17 protein-coding genes, 3 tRNA genes, 2 rRNA genes and 2 pseudogenes are annotated in these 15,416 nt (G+C 41.2%); 18 read left to right on the top strand and 6 right to left on the bottom strand.

What is annotated here, in order from left to right:
- Positions 1-278: 278 nt before the first annotated feature.
- The 13 genes from glyQ to BKK50_RS13255 all read left to right on the top strand — a co-directional run bounded on the left by glyQ (position 279) and on the right by BKK50_RS13255 (position 10,942).
- Positions 279-1,187, top strand: coding sequence for a glycine--tRNA ligase subunit alpha (gene glyQ, locus BKK50_RS10440; RefSeq protein ID WP_077417807.1), 909 nt, complete (start codon positions 279-281; stop codon positions 1,185-1,187).
- Between the two features lie 46 nt (positions 1,188-1,233).
- Positions 1,234-1,881 (top strand): FABP family protein, encoded by a 648-nt coding sequence (locus tag BKK50_RS10435; protein WP_077417805.1) that lies wholly within the window; start codon positions 1,234-1,236, stop codon positions 1,879-1,881.
- Positions 1,882-1,908: 27 nt separating this feature from the next.
- Positions 1,909-3,186: a histidine-type phosphatase gene (locus BKK50_RS10430; protein WP_077417803.1), complete on the top strand. Its 1,278-nt coding sequence runs from the start codon at positions 1,909-1,911 to the stop codon at positions 3,184-3,186.
- Positions 3,183-3,413 carry a hypothetical protein gene (locus BKK50_RS10425; RefSeq protein WP_077417801.1) on the top strand — a complete coding sequence of 77 codons (231 nt, stop codon included), beginning with the start codon at positions 3,183-3,185 and terminating at the stop codon, positions 3,411-3,413. The genes BKK50_RS10430 and BKK50_RS10425 overlap by 4 nt, the downstream gene beginning before the upstream one ends.
- 209 nt (positions 3,414-3,622) lie before the next feature.
- Entirely contained in the window at positions 3,623-4,087 is a 465-nt protein-coding gene (locus tag BKK50_RS10420) for a hypothetical protein (RefSeq protein ID WP_077417799.1), read from the top strand.
- Positions 4,088-4,148: 61 nt separating this feature from the next.
- Positions 4,149-6,215 (top strand): glycine--tRNA ligase subunit beta, encoded by a 2,067-nt coding sequence (glyS, locus tag BKK50_RS10415; protein ID WP_077417797.1) that lies wholly within the window; start codon positions 4,149-4,151, stop codon positions 6,213-6,215.
- An 85-nt stretch (positions 6,216-6,300) separates the two neighbouring features.
- Positions 6,301-6,377: transfer RNA gene (locus BKK50_RS10410), tRNA-Ile, on the top strand.
- Between the two features lie 187 nt (positions 6,378-6,564).
- On the top strand, positions 6,565-7,830 hold the full coding sequence (locus tag BKK50_RS10405) for a tyrosine-type recombinase/integrase (RefSeq protein WP_077417796.1): 1,266 nt from the start codon (positions 6,565-6,567) through the stop codon (positions 7,828-7,830).
- Positions 7,831-8,293: 463 nt separating this feature from the next.
- Entirely contained in the window at positions 8,294-8,476 is a 183-nt protein-coding gene (locus BKK50_RS10400; protein ID WP_077417794.1) for a helix-turn-helix domain-containing protein, read from the top strand.
- A gap of 52 nt (positions 8,477-8,528) precedes the next feature.
- Complete coding sequence (locus BKK50_RS10395; protein ID WP_244149452.1) at positions 8,529-9,284, top strand: host cell division inhibitor Icd-like protein; 756 nt, start codon at positions 8,529-8,531, stop codon at positions 9,282-9,284.
- Entirely contained in the window at positions 9,277-9,453 is a 177-nt protein-coding gene (locus BKK50_RS12510) for a hypothetical protein (protein ID WP_158074670.1), read from the top strand. The genes BKK50_RS10395 and BKK50_RS12510 overlap by 8 nt, the downstream gene beginning before the upstream one ends.
- Entirely contained in the window at positions 9,450-10,829 is a 1,380-nt protein-coding gene (locus BKK50_RS10390; protein ID WP_077417792.1) for a DUF927 domain-containing protein, read from the top strand. The genes BKK50_RS12510 and BKK50_RS10390 overlap by 4 nt, the downstream gene beginning before the upstream one ends.
- Positions 10,826-10,942 (top strand): hypothetical protein, encoded by a 117-nt coding sequence (locus tag BKK50_RS13255; protein WP_244149451.1) that lies wholly within the window; start codon positions 10,826-10,828, stop codon positions 10,940-10,942. The genes BKK50_RS10390 and BKK50_RS13255 overlap by 4 nt, the downstream gene beginning before the upstream one ends.
- Before the next feature lie 10 nt (positions 10,943-10,952).
- On the opposite strand, the gene BKK50_RS10380 is transcribed toward BKK50_RS13255, so the two are convergent.
- Positions 10,953-11,585: a hypothetical protein gene (locus BKK50_RS10380; protein WP_244149450.1), complete on the bottom strand. Its 633-nt coding sequence runs from the start codon at positions 11,583-11,585 to the stop codon at positions 10,953-10,955.
- Positions 11,586-11,623: 38 nt separating this feature from the next.
- Here BKK50_RS10380 and BKK50_RS10375 point away from each other — a divergent pair, with 38 nt between their 5' ends.
- From BKK50_RS10375 to BKK50_RS10360, 4 genes are all read left to right on the top strand, one after another.
- On the top strand, positions 11,624-12,010 hold the full coding sequence (locus tag BKK50_RS10375; RefSeq protein WP_158074669.1) for an Abi family protein: 387 nt from the start codon (positions 11,624-11,626) through the stop codon (positions 12,008-12,010).
- 518 nt (positions 12,011-12,528) lie between these two features.
- The gene (locus BKK50_RS10370; protein ID WP_077417788.1) at positions 12,529-12,846 is read left to right on the top strand and encodes a type II toxin-antitoxin system RelE/ParE family toxin; all 318 of its coding nucleotides are present in this window, start codon (positions 12,529-12,531) and stop codon (positions 12,844-12,846) included.
- 16 nt (positions 12,847-12,862) lie between these two features.
- Positions 12,863-13,204, top strand: a complete 342-nt coding sequence (locus BKK50_RS10365) for an addiction module antidote protein (RefSeq protein WP_077417786.1) — start codon at positions 12,863-12,865, stop codon at positions 13,202-13,204.
- 9 nt (positions 13,205-13,213) lie between these two features.
- Positions 13,214-13,420 carry a hypothetical protein gene (locus BKK50_RS10360; protein ID WP_077417784.1) on the top strand — a complete coding sequence of 69 codons (207 nt, stop codon included), beginning with the start codon at positions 13,214-13,216 and terminating at the stop codon, positions 13,418-13,420.
- A 926-nt stretch (positions 13,421-14,346) separates the two neighbouring features.
- On the opposite strand, the pseudogene BKK50_RS12360 reads toward BKK50_RS10360, so the two are convergent.
- A pseudogene (locus BKK50_RS12360) lies at positions 14,347-14,421 on the bottom strand (IS1595 family transposase); the annotation flags it as partial.
- A 363-nt stretch (positions 14,422-14,784) separates the two neighbouring features.
- On the opposite strand from BKK50_RS12360, the pseudogene BKK50_RS13080 reads away from it, so the two are divergent.
- Positions 14,785-14,922 (top strand): annotated as a pseudogene (locus tag BKK50_RS13080) (site-specific integrase); the annotation flags it as partial.
- Between the two features lie 16 nt (positions 14,923-14,938).
- Here BKK50_RS13080 and BKK50_RS10355 read toward each other — a convergent pair.
- The 4 genes from BKK50_RS10355 to rrf (BKK50_RS10340) all read right to left on the bottom strand — a co-directional run bounded on the left by BKK50_RS10355 (position 14,939) and on the right by rrf (BKK50_RS10340) (position 15,400).
- Positions 14,939-15,014 (bottom strand) — tRNA-Trp (locus BKK50_RS10355).
- 16 nt (positions 15,015-15,030) lie between these two features.
- Positions 15,031-15,107 (bottom strand) — tRNA-Asp (locus tag BKK50_RS10350).
- Positions 15,108-15,120: 13 nt separating this feature from the next.
- Positions 15,121-15,236 (bottom strand): 5S ribosomal RNA (gene rrf / locus BKK50_RS10345).
- Between the two features lie 48 nt (positions 15,237-15,284).
- Positions 15,285-15,400 (bottom strand): 5S ribosomal RNA (rrf, locus tag BKK50_RS10340).
- Between the last annotated feature and the right edge of the window lie 16 nt (positions 15,401-15,416).

Genomic DNA, 15,416 nt, shown 5'->3' with positions numbered 1-15,416 from the left:
AGGGCTAAATTTCAGATTTCGAGCCGTTGAAAAGGCGATTTTTTTGGGAAAAGCGGTAGGGACACACTGCGTGTGTCCGAATTTTAACCTATTGAAATAATTTGATTCTATAACGGACACACGCAGTGTGTCCCTACGTTTTGGTTAAAATTTCTGTTTTGTGCATTTGCTACATAATACCGAAAAAAACGCCCATTTCCACCGCACTTTTCGCCTTTATCCGCCTCTTGGTTTCAAGTATAATGGCGACATTTTTTATCACAGTAATCGTCAAAATTATGAGCAATCAATTCAATATAAAAACATTCCAAGGCATGATTCTCGCCCTACAAGATTATTGGGCAAAACAAGGTTGTACTATTGTTCAGCCCTTTGATATGGAAGTGGGGGCAGGTACATCCCACCCAATGACGGCATTGCGTGCATTAGGCCCGGAGCCGATGGCATTTGCTTATGTTCAGCCTTCTCGCCGCCCGACAGATGGTCGCTACGGTGAAAATCCAAATCGCTTACAACACTACTATCAATTCCAAGTGGTGATTAAACCTTCACCAGATAATATTCAAGAATTGTATTTAGGTTCTCTCGAAATGCTCGGTTTTGATCCGACCCAAAACGATATTCGTTTTGTGGAAGATAACTGGGAAAACCCAACCCTTGGTGCTTGGGGATTGGGCTGGGAAGTGTGGTTGAACGGAATGGAAGTGACACAATTTACCTATTTCCAACAAGTGGGCGGTTTAGAATGTAAACCGGTAACAGGCGAAGTGACTTACGGTTTAGAACGCTTGTCGATGTATATTCAAGGTGTGGACAGTGTGTATGACTTAGTTTGGTCAGACGGCCCGCTTGGCAAAACCACCTATGGTGATGTCTTCCATCAAAACGAAGTGGAGCAGTCCACTTATAATTTTGAATATGCCAACACAGATTTCTTATTCTACTGTTTCGATCAATACGAAAAAGAAGCGCAAGCATTATTGGCATTAGAAAAACCATTACCATTACCTGCCTATGAACGTATTTTAAAAGCGGCACACAGCTTTAACTTGCTTGATGCCCGCAAAGCGATTTCAGTGACGGAACGCCAACGCTATATTTTACGCATTCGAGCTTTAACCAAAGGGGTGGCCGAAGCCTATTATGCCAGCCGTGAAGCCTTAGGTTTCCCCGGTTGTCAAAAATAACCCGAAAAATGACCGCACTTTAGACAGGATTAAACAGGAGATAAAAATGACTGATTACCAATATCCAAAAGACATTTACACGGAAGCCGAACCGGATGTGAATACCTTGGCTCATCTTGGGCCTTTAGCCGGTATGGCTGGGATTTGGGAAGGCAAACGTGGGGTGGATATCAATCCGAAAGCGGAAGGTGCGGAGAAAGACCCCTATATCGAACGTATTGAATTACAACCCATTGATGCCCAAACAAACGGGCCTCAACTTTTTTATGGCTTGCGATACCACACCCGCATTGTGCAACCTAATGAAGTAGAAACTTTCCACGATCAGGTGGGCTATTGGCTTTGGGAGCCAGCAACGGGCAATATCCTATTTACATTAAGTATTCCCCGTGGACAAACCCTGATGGCAACAGGAAATGCCTCTGCCGATGCGAAAGAATTTACTGTACAAGCCGTGCGAGGTTCCCTTACTAACGGTATTATTTCTAACCCGTTTATTGAACAAAACTTCACTACGGAAAGCTATACCATTAAGGTGAAAATCAATGATGACGGCACTTGGTCTTACGAACAAGATACGGTGATGATTATCCCGAACTATGATGAACCTTTCCATCATACGGATAGAAACCGCTTAACCAAAATCGCAGAACCGACACTCAACCCAACTGCTTTGGCTGCGCAAGCACAATAGCGGCTTGGATAAGGGGGAAGCCTAATAATGAAACCTACCTTTGCAAAAATTTCCCGAAATTTAACCGCACTTTTCTGCCTTTTGATCTTTATTAATGAGGCAGGAGCGAGTGAACAAAAGGACTTATCATCAAAGGATTACCACTTAGATAAGGTGTTGATTTTTAGCCGCCATGGATTACGTTCACCGGTGGAAAAAGATCCACGGGAAATGGCTAAATATTCCCCTTATCCTTGGGCGAAATGGGATGTTCCATCCGGTTATCTCACACCGAAAGGCACGATTTTAGAAACCTATTTTGGACAATATTTGGGGCAGTGGTTTAAACAAAATGGCTTGCTCACCACAGAACGTTGTGCCACAGGTGAAGGCATTTTTGTTTACGCAAACAGTGTGCAACGCACCATTGCCACGGGGCAGGCGCTCATTGCTGGGGCTTTTGCCGGGTGTCATGTTGCTTTGCAACATCAAGGTAAAATAGGTGACGAAAAAGATCCCATTTTTCACACTCAGGCAAAAAATCTTAATATTGCCTTGATTGAACAGGCTAAAAAAAATGTTGATTTAACCGCTTTACAGCAAAAACTCGCCCCAAATTACGCTTTGTTAAGTGAACTGATCGATTATCAAAATTCACCAAATTGTTTACAAAAAGCCGAATGTGATTTGGCTGGAAAGCTAGGAGAATATCGTATCGAAGAGGGGAAATCGGTACGGATTACCGGTTCGATCAGCACCGCTAAAAAAATAGTGAGCAGTTTATTATTGGCACATTATGTGGGCAAATCACCAAACGAGATTGCTAATGGTAACATTGATAGCTTGCAAAAATGGCAGGCGATCAATGAAATCAAAAATGAATATTACCGAACGCTATTTAAAAATAATCAAGAATTGGCACAACATGTGGCTTACCCCTTGTTACAATTTATTCAGCAACAATTAGAGAGCGAAAATAAAATCATGCTCCTGGTGGGGCATGATTCCAACATTGTCGCATTGCTTGCCGCCCTTGGGGTGGAGCCTTATGAATTAGAAAATTCTTTGGAAAATATTCCCATCGGCGGAAAACTGATGTTTGAAGTGTGGAAACACAACGTAAGCGGTAAACCGAAATTTCGCTTGGAATATGTTTACCAAACCATCGAACAGTTAATCAATCTGACACCGTTAAATTTATCAACGCCTCCTCATCGCATTTCGCTTACATTGGCAGGTTGCAACAGGGAGAATGATGGCTTATGCGATTACACTGATTTTCAGCAAATTTTGCAGCGGAGCTTAGGGAATAAAACAGAAAAATGATGAAAAAAATTTTAAGTGCGGTGGTTTTTGCCGGTGTTTTAAGTGCTTGCAGCCAAACACCTCAAATGACACAAATTGTTGAAAAACGGGATATGTACGGTTGTTTAGTTTCTGCCGGAGAAAGTTTCTCTTACACAAAACAACGATGTATATCACCGCTTAACAGTGAAGAACACTATAAGCGAATGCGTGCAATTAGAACGAAGAACAAGATAATTCATAAATAATGTTGAAGCGGAAAATCAGTTTTTAGGAATCTGATATCCCTTGAATTTTTGTAGCTCAATTGGAGCAGTAGGGAATTTGGCTTGATACAGTAGGCTGTAAAGGGAGAGTAAGATTTCACGCATGATCAAATATCCCATTTTTGTACACCCTACGAGGCTACATAACTGTGCGTACAATTAAGTTAAACACACTAAGAGAGAAAATATAAATGGAAACATTAAAAACTATCGTAATTTTTATAATTTCATTAACCATTACTACATCATGCGGTGAAATATTTGACGCAATAAATGAATATTTCGAGCTTGGTATATATAGCAAGTCAAATTTAATAGTTATTCTGGGGTGGATAATCTTTTTGGGTTCATTTTGGTATCTTCGTGAATTAACTTATTATTTAGAAAGAAGAGCAAATATGTTTAATACTTTTATAAAACACATTTCAGTTGAAACAACCCCTAAATCAGGGAGGGTTGAGAATGTGTATTTTAAATTAGCTAAAAAGGATGAACAATATTTTTTTAATATTGCTCCAACGGATAGGAACTTAAAAAAAATAATAAAAATGCTAGATAATGTTTTATTGGAAAAAAAGAGTGTTATGTGCTACGGATACGATTATGCAGTTAAACATTTTTATATAGGAAATGACGAAATTTTTAATTGGCACTAGTTTCCGATAAAGCTTATTCATCTATAAAAATTGAATATTAACCTGATATAGAGAACAAACAATGACAACCCAAAACTTTCTAGTAGAAATCGGTACAGAAGAGCTGCCGCCAAAAGCTCTGAAAACATTAGCCACAGCCTTTGCAGATAATGTGCAGGCGGAATTGACTCAAGCGGGGCTTGCCTTTGAGAAAGTCGAATGGTTTGCTGCACCACGTCGTTTAGCGGTGAAAGTATTAGCACTTGCCACACAACAGCCGAGCAAGGAAATTGAAAAACGTGGGCCTGCGGTATCGGCAGCCTTTGATGCAGAAGGCAAGCCAACCAAAGCAGCGGAAGGCTGGGCGAGAGGCTGTGGGATCACCGTTGGGCAAGCGGAACGTCTTGCTACAGACAAAGGCGAATGGTTGGTTCACCGGGCAAAGATCGAAGGTCAGCCAACTAAAAATTTGCTTAGTGAGATTGTGGCAAATGCTTTAGCGAAATTGCCTATTCCAAAACCGATGCGTTGGGCGGACAAAACTGTGCAATTTATTCGCCCTGTTCATACCGTCACGATGTTGCTGGGAGATGAACTCATCGAAGGTGAAATTTTAGGGGTAGCAAGTGGTCGCACTATTCGTGGACACCGTTTCTTAGGTGAAGCTGAATTTGAAATCCAACACGCCGATCAATATCCGCAATTATTGCGTGATAAAGGATCGGTAATCGCTGATTTCAACGAACGTAAAGCGGAAATTCTGGCAAAATCTCAAGAAAAAGCGACCGCACTTGGTGGTGTGGCGGATATTGAGGACGATTTGCTCGATGAAGTGACTTCATTGGTGGAATATCCGAACGTGTTGGCAGCAAAATTTGAAGAGCGTTTCCTTGCTGTGCCTGCGGAAGCCTTAGTTTATACCATGAAAGGCGACCAAAAATACTTCCCGATTTATGATAAAGACGGCAAATTATTACCGCACTTTATTTTCGTATCGAACATTAACCCGGATGATCCAAGTGCGATTATCGAAGGGAATGAAAAAGTGGTTCGTCCACGTTTAACCGATGCGGAGTTTTTCTTTAAAACCGATTTAAAACAAAAATTGGTGGATCGCTTACCACGTTTGGAAACCGTATTGTTCCAACAACAACTTGGTACATTGCGTGATAAAACCGCTCGCATTGAACAGCTTGCCGGTGAAATTGCCAAACAGATCGGCGCAGATGAAACCAAAGCGAAACGTGCAGGCTTGCTGTCAAAATGTGATTTGATGACTAATATGGTGTTTGAATTCACCGATACGCAAGGTGTGATGGGGATGCACTATGCCCGCCTCGATGGGGAAGATGAAGAAGTGGCAGTGGCGTTAAATGAGCAATATATGCCACGTTTTGCTGGCGATGAATTGCCAAAATCTTTAGTGGCAAGTGCGGTCGCTTTGGCGGATAAATTTGATACTCTCACCGGAATTTTCGGTATCGGGCAAGCGCCAAAAGGTAGTGCGGATCCCTTTGCGCTACGCCGTGCTGCATTAGGGGCGTTACGCATTATTGTAGAGAAAAATCTTCCGCTTGATTTAGAAGATTTAGTGCAAAAAGCCACCGCACTTTTCGGTGATAAATTGACGAATAAAAACGTGGTTGCGGATGTGGTGGACTTTATGTTGGGGCGCTTCCGTGCATGGTATCAAGATGAAGGTATCGCAGTGGATGTGATTCAAGCGGTGTTAGCTCGCCGTCCAACCCGTCCGGCAGATTTTGATGCACGGGTGCGTGCGGTATCCCATTTCCGTACTTTAGATTCCGCAGAAGCTTTAGCGGCAGCCAATAAACGTGTGGCGAATATTCTTGCCAAAGCAGATATTACGATCGGTGAGATTAATTTAAACGCTTGTGTAGAGCCTGCGGAAAAAGCTTTGGCTGAAGCGGTGTTGGCATTAAAAGCTGAAGTACAACCGTTAATCGCACAAGGTGAATATACGGCGGTATTGGATAAACTCGCCAATTTGCGTACACCGGTGGATAACTTCTTTGATAATGTGATGGTAAATGCAGAAGATCCGGCACTGCGTCAAAACCGCTTGGCGATCTTAAATACCTTGCAAAGCTTGTTCTTACAAGTGGCAGATATTTCAGTGCTTCAATAATAGAGATTGGGGTGGTTGTTTTTTCATCGACCATCCCTTTTCTTATAGACTTCAAGGGATTATTTCTCTATAATCAGCGCATTTTCCCCCCTTAGCTCAGTCGGTTAGAGCAGGCGACTCATAATCGCTTGGTCACTGGTTCAAGTCCGGTAGGGGGGACCAACTCAATAAACCATTCTAATTTATTCTGATTCAAATTAACTCAAAATCCCTTATAAACCCTACATTCTAAGCCTTTCTGATAGTGCATTATAGTGCAAGATAATTCATACTGAACGCAATAAATAGTACCCTATATAGTACCTTTGTGATAAATTAGCGAAATTACAGGGTACTAAAAAGGGTATTTATGGCACGTTTAAAAGCAGGATTAACGAACACACAAGCCGAAAAAGCCAAGCCAAAAACCAACAGCAAAGGGCAATTAGTCACTAATGAACTTGCAGACGGTAAAGGCTTATGGCTTTTTGTGTTTCCGGCAAATAACAAGGCTTGGTATTTTCGCTATGATAAGCCGATCACAAAAAAGAGAACTAAATTCAAGATGGGGGATTATCCGGCTATCTCAATCGCTCAAGCCCGTTCAATGCGGGAAGAATACCGCTCACTATTGGCGCAAGGTATAGACCCGCAAGAAGCAAAGGCACAAGCACAAACACAGGCAGAACAAGAACAACACCGCCAGCGTGAAAATACGTTCTACCGTTGGGCGGAAAAATGGAAAGAGAATAAACAAAAGCGAGTTTTACCTGATACAATGCAAAAAAACTGGCGCAGGCTGGAGAAATATTTATTTGATGAATTGGGGGCTTATCAAGTCGAACAAATAGACCCGCCAACCTTAATCAAAGCCCTTGAACCGCTTGCAAGAATAAAAGACCGTAAGACAGGCGCAAAAGATAGCGATACATTGCGCAGGGTACTACGCCTAACTAATGAGGTTTTGACCTTTGCCAAGAATTCCGGCGCAATTCCTTATAACCCTTGCTTAGATGTCAAAGATACCTATCATTTTGCAGGCGAAAGCCACCACCCCCATATTATGCCGGAAGAATTACCGGCATTGATGAGTGACTTAGCACTGGCGCGCGCCTTACCTATTACAAAGTCCCTTATTTTATTTCAACTACTCACAATGACACGACCTAGCGAAGCGAGCGGAGCAAAATGGCGTGAAATTGATTTAACTGATAACGTATGGACGATTCCACCGGAACGAATGAAAATGCGCACCGCCCACAAAATCCCGCTATCTTCTCAAGCCGTAGCAATTCTGCGTTATTTACACCCTATTACCGGGCGTTCTGAATTTGTATTCCGAAGCAATATACAGGGAAAAAACTCAACCAATATGCAAAGCATAAATAGAGCCATTCGCAATATGGGCTACAAAGGGAAACAAGTGGCGCATTCCTTACGCTCCATTGGAAGTACCTATCTCAATAGTCTTTTAGTCAATGGTGATGTTGTTGAGCGTTGTTTGTCGCATTGTGAACGTAATTCAGTGCGAGCAGCATACAATCACACCGATTATTTTGAGCAACGGATCCCTGTTATGCAGCAGTGGGGCGACTATGTCGAACAATGCGCACAAGGCACGGATTTATTCAAATAATTACCAATCTACAATACCACAGGGCGAGCAATCGCCCTATTTTTTTGTCTTTTTATTTTATTTTTCTCCCGTGCGTGCTTTTTTAGGCTTATTAGTGGGACAATTTACCTACTACCAAATAATAAATATAAATAAATCAAAAGGTTAATAATAAATATACTAAAAAAACTGCCCCAAAACTCCCCTATTTTGTCCCACTTAAAGTGGAATCTGCCCCAGTAAAGCCCTATTTTGCCCCAGTAAAACGCTATTTTGCCCCACTTAAAGCGGAATTTTCTCAGTCATTTAAAGGTTGCTTAAACTTGAATTTAATTGCGCTTCAATCGCGCTTTAAGGTTCATTAAATATTTTCATCTTTTATTTGTGTTGTATGAATGAAAAATCTTTAAAGTACTTTAAAAGATTCTTGCACCACGCTGATTTATCTTGACTTACGATGAATCAATAACAAGAGGAAAATCAAATGACAACACAAACCAACGACAAACACTACACCGTGCGAGAAATGGGCGAGCTTTTTGGCGTATCAAGAAGCAAATTAGACCGCCTTGTCCGCCAAGGGAAAATCAAGAAAACGAAATTTGGCGCAACCACGCTTTACAAAGCGACAGAAATTCAACGTTATTTAGCGAGCATTAACCAATAAACAAAAAAAGCCACAAGGCTAAACCCTGTGGCGTGATAACTAAGAGGTCATTATGAAAAAATTTCAAGCTAATTCTAGCACAGTAGAAAATAATTACTATGCTTTAGGCTCAATACCACGAGATGATAATTCTTTACGCAACAAGGCTCAACAATGCGGGAACATTGAAGAGCCTCTAACCAACAATCTTACTAAGGATAAGACTATGGCTAATCTTTATTATACAGACTCACCCGAGCTTGCGGAATGCTTTACCACAAATTTCGGTAAAGTAAAAAAATCTTCACAAACCACTTTACAAAGTACGGCCAAATTTGGCATTATTTCCACGCAGTCGCAAAAAACGACCGCCGAGCCTGGAAACTCGAACTATCTATCACTGGCGCATAGCACGCCTCAAGCGTGTTTTTTTATGCGTGGTTTACACACACCTAAAGAAAATAGCGGACGCAAAAATGCGTTGGCTACTGTTCTCTCAATGGTAGCGTGTAGCGGGAAAGGTTTCGCCCTTTGCTGTGTTCCAGTGATCGCAGTTTTCCAGCCCGTTACACGTTACCGCCCAAAGCCTGGAAACTTCCGAGCGGTAACTCTTGAAAAATTATTCACTGGAGTTACGCAAATGTATCAATTCATTTTTGCGGCTATACGTCGCACCGATTTAACCAATCATATCCAAAAAATCCGCATTAATGCCGACAGCGAACAACAAGCCCGAGCCATTTTAGCCCGTGAGTTTGTATTAATCCTTGCCGGCAAAATCAACCTTAAGAACGACCGCACTTTTTCACAAGGGGGCGTTTATGCGTAATAAGCCCAATCATTTACGATTCGTTGAAGAGCCAACCCCTTATAAATCTATTTACGATGAATTGAAAAAACTCAAAATGATAACAAAAGGATTTATTGACTTGATTGAATTCAAAATAACCGAAATCGCCGAACTTGAGGAGAAAATCAATCAAAGGGGGAACAAATGAAAACTAAACATAAAAACGCCCCGTATTTAGCGGAGCAAGCCCAAGACGGCGCAGAATTAATTATTTTAATAGGATCCAAAGCGTGGCAAGCGTGGAATAAGGGCGAGGGGCTAGAGTGGAGTTTATTGGCGCAAGCCATCAAAACTGACCCAAAACAACCGCCCGTGATTATTGGTGAAAGTCAGTTATCGGAAATCAACTTTTTAAACCTTGCAGAAAATGACCGCACTTCCGTTCGCCTTTGTCAGTTTGGCAAATTTTCTCATTCTGAAGCCTTGCCGGCAGTGGTGGCGAATTTGGCAAAAAATACCCAAGTTCAACAGCTCACCTTATGCGATAGTTTGGGCGAATTGCAAGAAAACGGGAATTTGTCCGACTGGCTCAAACGCACCCGGGAACAAAAAGGCGACAGCGTGGCGGATATATTGGCAAGCCTTGCACAAGATGAAGACGTGAAGCGAGAACCTTACATTGAAAAACGCACGGAAAACGGGCAACGGGGGCTATTTTATATTACCCCTAAATTTGACCGCACAACGGGCGAATTTATCAGCGAGAAAGTCCAATTTTTGAGCGATATTGTTGAGGTAGTGGGCGTAGGGTATAACGCCGAGGAAAGTCACCTTATTTTGAAATTCACACCGGAAAACCGCAAAAAAGCGGTGATTGTGGCTCAACCGCTTGCGACCATAGGCAAGCGGGAAGGCTGGCAACAATTAAAGGCGAAGGGGTTACGGGTTACCAATAACGGCACATTAAAAGGCGTATTGGCGGATTATTTGCAGTTATCAGGCAACCGCCAAGAATGGCAAGTTACCGATAAAACCGGGTGGATTAATGGTGCATATATTTTACCAAATGGCGAAATCATAGGGGAATCAAGCAAGCCAACAATTTTTATCGGTGGGACATCGGTGAAAAGTGGCTATTGCACGGCAGGTACGGCGGAAAGTTGGCGGGAACAAATCGCCAATTATGCAAAAAATAACGCCTCAATGATGTTGGCGGTATCGGTCGCCCTTGCCGGTCCTATGCTTACCCTGTTGAAAAAAGAGCCTTTTGGCGTGCACCTTTATGGCGATTCTAGTGTAGGGAAAACTACCACGGCTTATTTGGCGAGTAGTGTTTTCGGACACCCGAAAGACACAAAATTAAGTTGGTTTTCGACTGCCCTAGGCGTAGCTAACGAAGCCTTGGCGCACAATGACGGCTTTTTGTTTTTAGATGAAGTGGGGCAAGCGAGCAACGCAAAAGAAATTGAAATATCCGCTTACACGCTATTTAATGGCGTGGGGAAAATACAGGGCGCAAAAGAAGGGGGAAACCGAAAGATAAAGACTACACGTTATCAGACGGGCAAGGGCTTTATTTATTGATTAAGCCCTCAGGGGCTAAGCTATGGCGATTTAATTACTATCAGCCTTTTAGCAGCCCTAGAAAGCGAGTTTTGCTAGGCGTGGGGAAATACCCCGATATTTCTTTATCATAAGCCCGCAAGGTCAGAGACGAGTTTTTATCATTGCTTGCACAAAATATCGATCCGCAACAATACCGGCAACAGCAAAGCGCAGAAGAGCAAGAACGGCTATTGTTTTGGGTAAACGGTTGAGGTATTTACGACCTTTCTCTTTGCCCTGTATCAACATCCCCGCTCCCAATAAGATTTCATTCGCCTGTTTCTCATTAAAGCCTTTGATAACATCTTCAAGATAAACCTGTGGGAAAACCCAATACCGATCGCTTTCTTGGGGTTCTTTGCTGTCGGCCAACTGACGATAACCTGCCGTATCTCCCGGCTCTTGTTGGTTATGATTAAAAGGAAATTCAATGAACCGTGCGCCATTGCGTAAAAGCCAGCCATTCACCTGTTCTATGATTTGTTTCTCTTCCCTTGAATGTAGCCCGTACTCGTTCACCCATTCATTAAAGCTGTGTAAAAGTGCGGTCTGATTTTCTGTCGTTTTCCAGCCGGTGAAAGGGCTTGCCAGTTGTAGGGCAGTTTCCAGTAAAGCAAAACGACCTGCCACTCGTTTAACCTGTGGACTGGCGTTATTCGGTAACATGGCTTGCCATTGTGCAGCATAACGTTGATATTCAGCCACCACCGCTTGTTTATTTCCCAATAGCCACATAATCCACGCTTTTCGGTATGCTTTCTAAATACTATTCAATGTTGAAAAAACGCTATCAAAATATTATTGCGAATAGATTTAATGTTGATAATACCGCAACCTTAATTAGTTGGTTAAATGAGATCAATATCATCAGAAACCAATCTGCTCATCATTCAAGAGTATGGAATCGAAAAGGAAACCCTATAAAAATACTTCACAATGATTATTTTAATTCATTGAATTTAGACCAAACAGCAAAAGAACGCTTGTTTGGTAGAATAGCAGTTATGTGGTATTTAATCAGTCAAACAAGCAATAATTACAAATGGCTGCTGCAATGTAATCACTTAATTGATAAATTCCCTGATGTACCCAATGCCAAATTAAAATCAATGGGGCTAATGAGCCACTTATCATTGCCTATTCATTTAATGAATAACTGAATTTGAAAGGTATAGGCTATCAAATGACAAAGAGTAGATCACAAATGATTTGCTCTTTTTTTATCCACCAACGAAAAATGAATGAAAAAATTTTTTCCGTGTGTAGATGAATTAAAAAATATTGGGCATTTTGGGCACGGAAACAATCAAATCTAACTATATCAATCACTTATAAAAAATAGCGTGCCCAAATTCCCCCTTTTCGTGCCCAAAAATAGGCTTTCCGTGCCCAATTTTAGGGCTTTCGTGCCCAGTCAAAAAATAACCAATTTTCCATCGTGCCCACTTTGTGCCCAGCCGTGCCCAGTGCATTGGGCACGAAAACAGCATTTAAGTTATTGATTTTAAAGGTGCGTGCCCAAATGCCCAGCGTGCCCACTATTTTTCTGTTATCTATACACTTTTTTTATTTTTTAGGTGGTGGAAAGTCTTAGGTTGATCCATAGGCAAAACTTTATGAAAGGGAAATAGGTTTAATGGCTTGCTATTGTAATCATATTTGATACACAAGGCAGAAGATGACAGATAATGCAACCACGTTCTATCAATTAGCGGGCTTTAAAAAATGGCTTAAAACCCTCAAAGATTTAACCGCCAAAGAAGCTATATTGAAAAGAATAGAACGAGCAGAGCAAGGAAACCTAGGCGATCATAAATCCGTTGGTGGTGGCGTGTATGAAATGCGGGTATTTGTAGGCAAAGGCTATAGAGCCTATTTTGCACAACAAAATGGCGTTACTTATTGGCTACTTTGTGGAGGCGATAAATCTACACAGCAAGCCGACATAGAGAAAGCTAAGGCAATTTGGCAGTTACTCAAGCCAACATTCAAGTAATTAACAGGAGGCAACAATGGGAAAAAAAATCATAGTGAACGGTATTGAATTAGACGAAGCCGATCTAGAAGTAAGTCGATTTGATGCGGCGGAATATCTAAGTGAAGATGAAGAACTTGCAGAGCTTTATTTGAAAAACGCCCTCGAAACAGCAAGCCAAGCCGAAATTCTACAAGCCTTCAAAACACTAGCAAGAGCTAAAGGAATGACACAAACAGCCGAGAAAGCGGGAATAGCCCGAGAAAATCTTTATAGAGCCTTATCAGGTAAAACCGAGCCAAAATTTAGCACTATGCAGCGTTTGGCAAATGCTTTAGGTTATGAACTGTCATTTAGCATAAAACCTATTTCAACATAAAAAGCACCAATGCAAAAAGAATATGATTTTAGCGAAGGGATTAGAAACCCTTACGCCAATAAATTAAAGCCTGAAAAAATGGAAAAAAGAAATTTATTCAATGAATTAAAACAAGGCTTTGAGCAAATCCAAGCGCACCCAAAAGGCGAAATTGAGCTACCAAGTTACACACTACAACGCCCAGAGTCGGCAGAGATAGAAGCAAGCAAAAAATAACGATTAACAAGGCTTAGTGCGATGCATTGAGCCTTTTTTATTGGAATTTTTGAGCAGTACGCGCGTGCACGGAGAACCAAGCCGATTTTTACTTGGAGAGAGGTAGGTAAAAAGTTCAGATAAAAAGCCTTAAATACCGCCCCCGAAACTTCGTTTTATCGCTATTACAGTTTTTATAGACTTTTTTATGGACTCCAAGAATTTATGCACGAGGGAAATTTAACGCCCTCAAATTTGAGGAGACGCGAACCGTAGCTATATGGTAACGGTTGAGCTATTTGTATAACACGAACACCTTATTCAATATTTCAACATCCACCAACGGTAAAAGTTATTTTGCTAGTTATTAAATTTTATTTAATGACTTAACCTCAATTTGAGAATAAACAACGAGACCAAAAAAGGACTGGTTAAAGGTAAGCGAAGTTTAGCGGCTAAATTGGGGTGATTGGTGTTGGCTGACACCTTCTCTTTACGATCCTAATAATTGTTCAAAGAATAGTCATTTGGATAGATAACTTTTGATTTTAGTTATACGAAATTAATATAACCTAATTGAGTATTAATTAAATCAATAGCTTATGTTTTCAATTCAAGTCTGGTAGGGCCAAACGGGCTTTTCTCTTCTTATTTTCTCTTAGGTTTTCATAAACTAAACCCTTATAAATACTAGCCTTAACGCCATTTTACTTTATTTCTTTATACGTTTTCATACGCTTTTATACGTTTACAACCACGGATCTTAGGGGTACGTTTAGAAATACCTTTTTGCGCCCCCTTAAAATTCTCAAAAACCAAGTTACACGAGGCTTGAAAGTATTTTAAATTTGCACGGGGTTAGATATTAATAAAACAAAATGGCAAGAATGGCTAAACCTTTGACAAATACAGAAGTAGGACGGACCAAATCAAAATCTAAAGATTATTCGAGCAGTGACGCCTGCTACAAACAGCTCGATGAGTTTGCTTTGTTTATGCTGACTTAGACAACTCTTTCTCATTTGGTTATCTTAACCTAAATAGAGATTTTAGTTGTTATCTAGGCAGCCCCTTATTTTAAGGTTGACCAACCGACAGCCCCTAAAATATAGAGTCGGAATGTGTTGCACTGCGTTGTCCACCTAAAGCAAATTTCAGCTAATTTGACCAACTCCTTCAATATCGAAGAATGACCACCTTTCCTTCAAAAGATAAGATTGATAAGGAGATGATAGTGGAAAGACAAGATTAGATTTATTGCATTACTTCAACAGCTTAAATTAACAAAGATGGCAAACGAATTTGATGATATTGTGATTGAAGGTATTCGAGGCAAACACCCGATGCTAGATATTCTCGCTCGTTTATTGAAAATGGAAGGTTAGGAAACATTGGAAATAGTGAAGAAATATGCTCATTTAAATGCTGACCATATGCATGAGTTTGCAAATAATGTCACATTTACGGCACAGTCAGAGAATAATTTTTCTAAGGAGAATTTTTACAACGCTGTAAACTATTGAAAATAAAGACTTTAAATGGCAGGGGCGGAGAGGCTCGAACTCCCAACACCCGGTTTTGGAGACCGGTGCTCTACCAATTGAACTACGCCCCTATTGGTATGAAAATATTGGCGGAATGGACGGGACTCGAACCCGCGACCCCCTGCGTGACAGGCAGGTATTCTAACCAGCTGAACTACCACTCCATAGGATATTGATAATTGGCAGTGTTCTACTCTCACATGGGGATCCCCCACACTACCATCGACATTACAACATTTCACTTCTGAGTTCGATATGGATTCAGGTGGTTCTATTGCACTATGACTGCCAAAAAATTTCTATTTTTTAAATTTACTCTCAAAATAAACTTAAAAAATAGAACCTGGCGGTGCCCTACTCTCACATGGGGATTCCCCACACTACCATCGGCATTACAGCGTTTCACTTCTGAGTTCGGAATGGATTCAGGTGGGACCACCGCACTCTCGCCGCCAGGATAATTCTTTGATAAC

The sequence above is a fragment of the Rodentibacter rarus genome (assembly GCF_001998965.1).
GTDB lineage: Bacteria > Pseudomonadota > Gammaproteobacteria > Enterobacterales > Pasteurellaceae > Rodentibacter > Rodentibacter rarus.
Note: the sequence above shows the minus strand (reverse complement) of the source record. Positions and strands in the feature narration are given on the sequence as shown.

What these genes read in the sequence shown, in the direction of transcription:
- BKK50_RS12510 (WP_158074670.1), top strand. Translation starts at nt 9,277, where the DNA reads ATGCGTAATAAGCCCAATCATTTACGATTCGTTGAAGAGCCAACCCCT.
- glyS (WP_077417797.1), top strand. Translation starts at nt 4,149, where the DNA reads ATGACAACCCAAAACTTTCTAGTAGAAATCGGTACAGAAGAGCTGCCG.
- BKK50_RS10370 (WP_077417788.1), top strand. Translation starts at nt 12,529, where the DNA reads ATGACAGATAATGCAACCACGTTCTATCAATTAGCGGGCTTTAAAAAA.
- BKK50_RS10390 (WP_077417792.1), top strand. Translation starts at nt 9,450, where the DNA reads ATGAAAACTAAACATAAAAACGCCCCGTATTTAGCGGAGCAAGCCCAA.
- BKK50_RS10395 (WP_244149452.1), top strand. Translation starts at nt 8,529, where the DNA reads ATGAAAAAATTTCAAGCTAATTCTAGCACAGTAGAAAATAATTACTAT.
- BKK50_RS10430 (WP_077417803.1), top strand. Translation starts at nt 1,909, where the DNA reads ATGAAACCTACCTTTGCAAAAATTTCCCGAAATTTAACCGCACTTTTC.
- BKK50_RS10405 (WP_077417796.1), top strand. Translation starts at nt 6,565, where the DNA reads ATGGCACGTTTAAAAGCAGGATTAACGAACACACAAGCCGAAAAAGCC.
- BKK50_RS10425 (WP_077417801.1), top strand. Translation starts at nt 3,183, where the DNA reads ATGATGAAAAAAATTTTAAGTGCGGTGGTTTTTGCCGGTGTTTTAAGT.
- BKK50_RS10435 (WP_077417805.1), top strand. Translation starts at nt 1,234, where the DNA reads ATGACTGATTACCAATATCCAAAAGACATTTACACGGAAGCCGAACCG.
- BKK50_RS10400 (WP_077417794.1), top strand. Translation starts at nt 8,294, where the DNA reads ATGACAACACAAACCAACGACAAACACTACACCGTGCGAGAAATGGGC.
- BKK50_RS10360 (WP_077417784.1), top strand. Translation starts at nt 13,214, where the DNA reads ATGCAAAAAGAATATGATTTTAGCGAAGGGATTAGAAACCCTTACGCC.
- BKK50_RS10375 (WP_158074669.1), top strand. Translation starts at nt 11,624, where the DNA reads ATGTTGAAAAAACGCTATCAAAATATTATTGCGAATAGATTTAATGTT.
- BKK50_RS10365 (WP_077417786.1), top strand. Translation starts at nt 12,863, where the DNA reads ATGGGAAAAAAAATCATAGTGAACGGTATTGAATTAGACGAAGCCGAT.
- BKK50_RS10420 (WP_077417799.1), top strand. Translation starts at nt 3,623, where the DNA reads ATGGAAACATTAAAAACTATCGTAATTTTTATAATTTCATTAACCATT.
- BKK50_RS10380 (WP_244149450.1), bottom strand. Translation starts at nt 11,585, where the DNA reads ATGTGGCTATTGGGAAATAAACAAGCGGTGGTGGCTGAATATCAACGT.
- glyQ (WP_077417807.1), top strand. Translation starts at nt 279, where the DNA reads ATGAGCAATCAATTCAATATAAAAACATTCCAAGGCATGATTCTCGCC.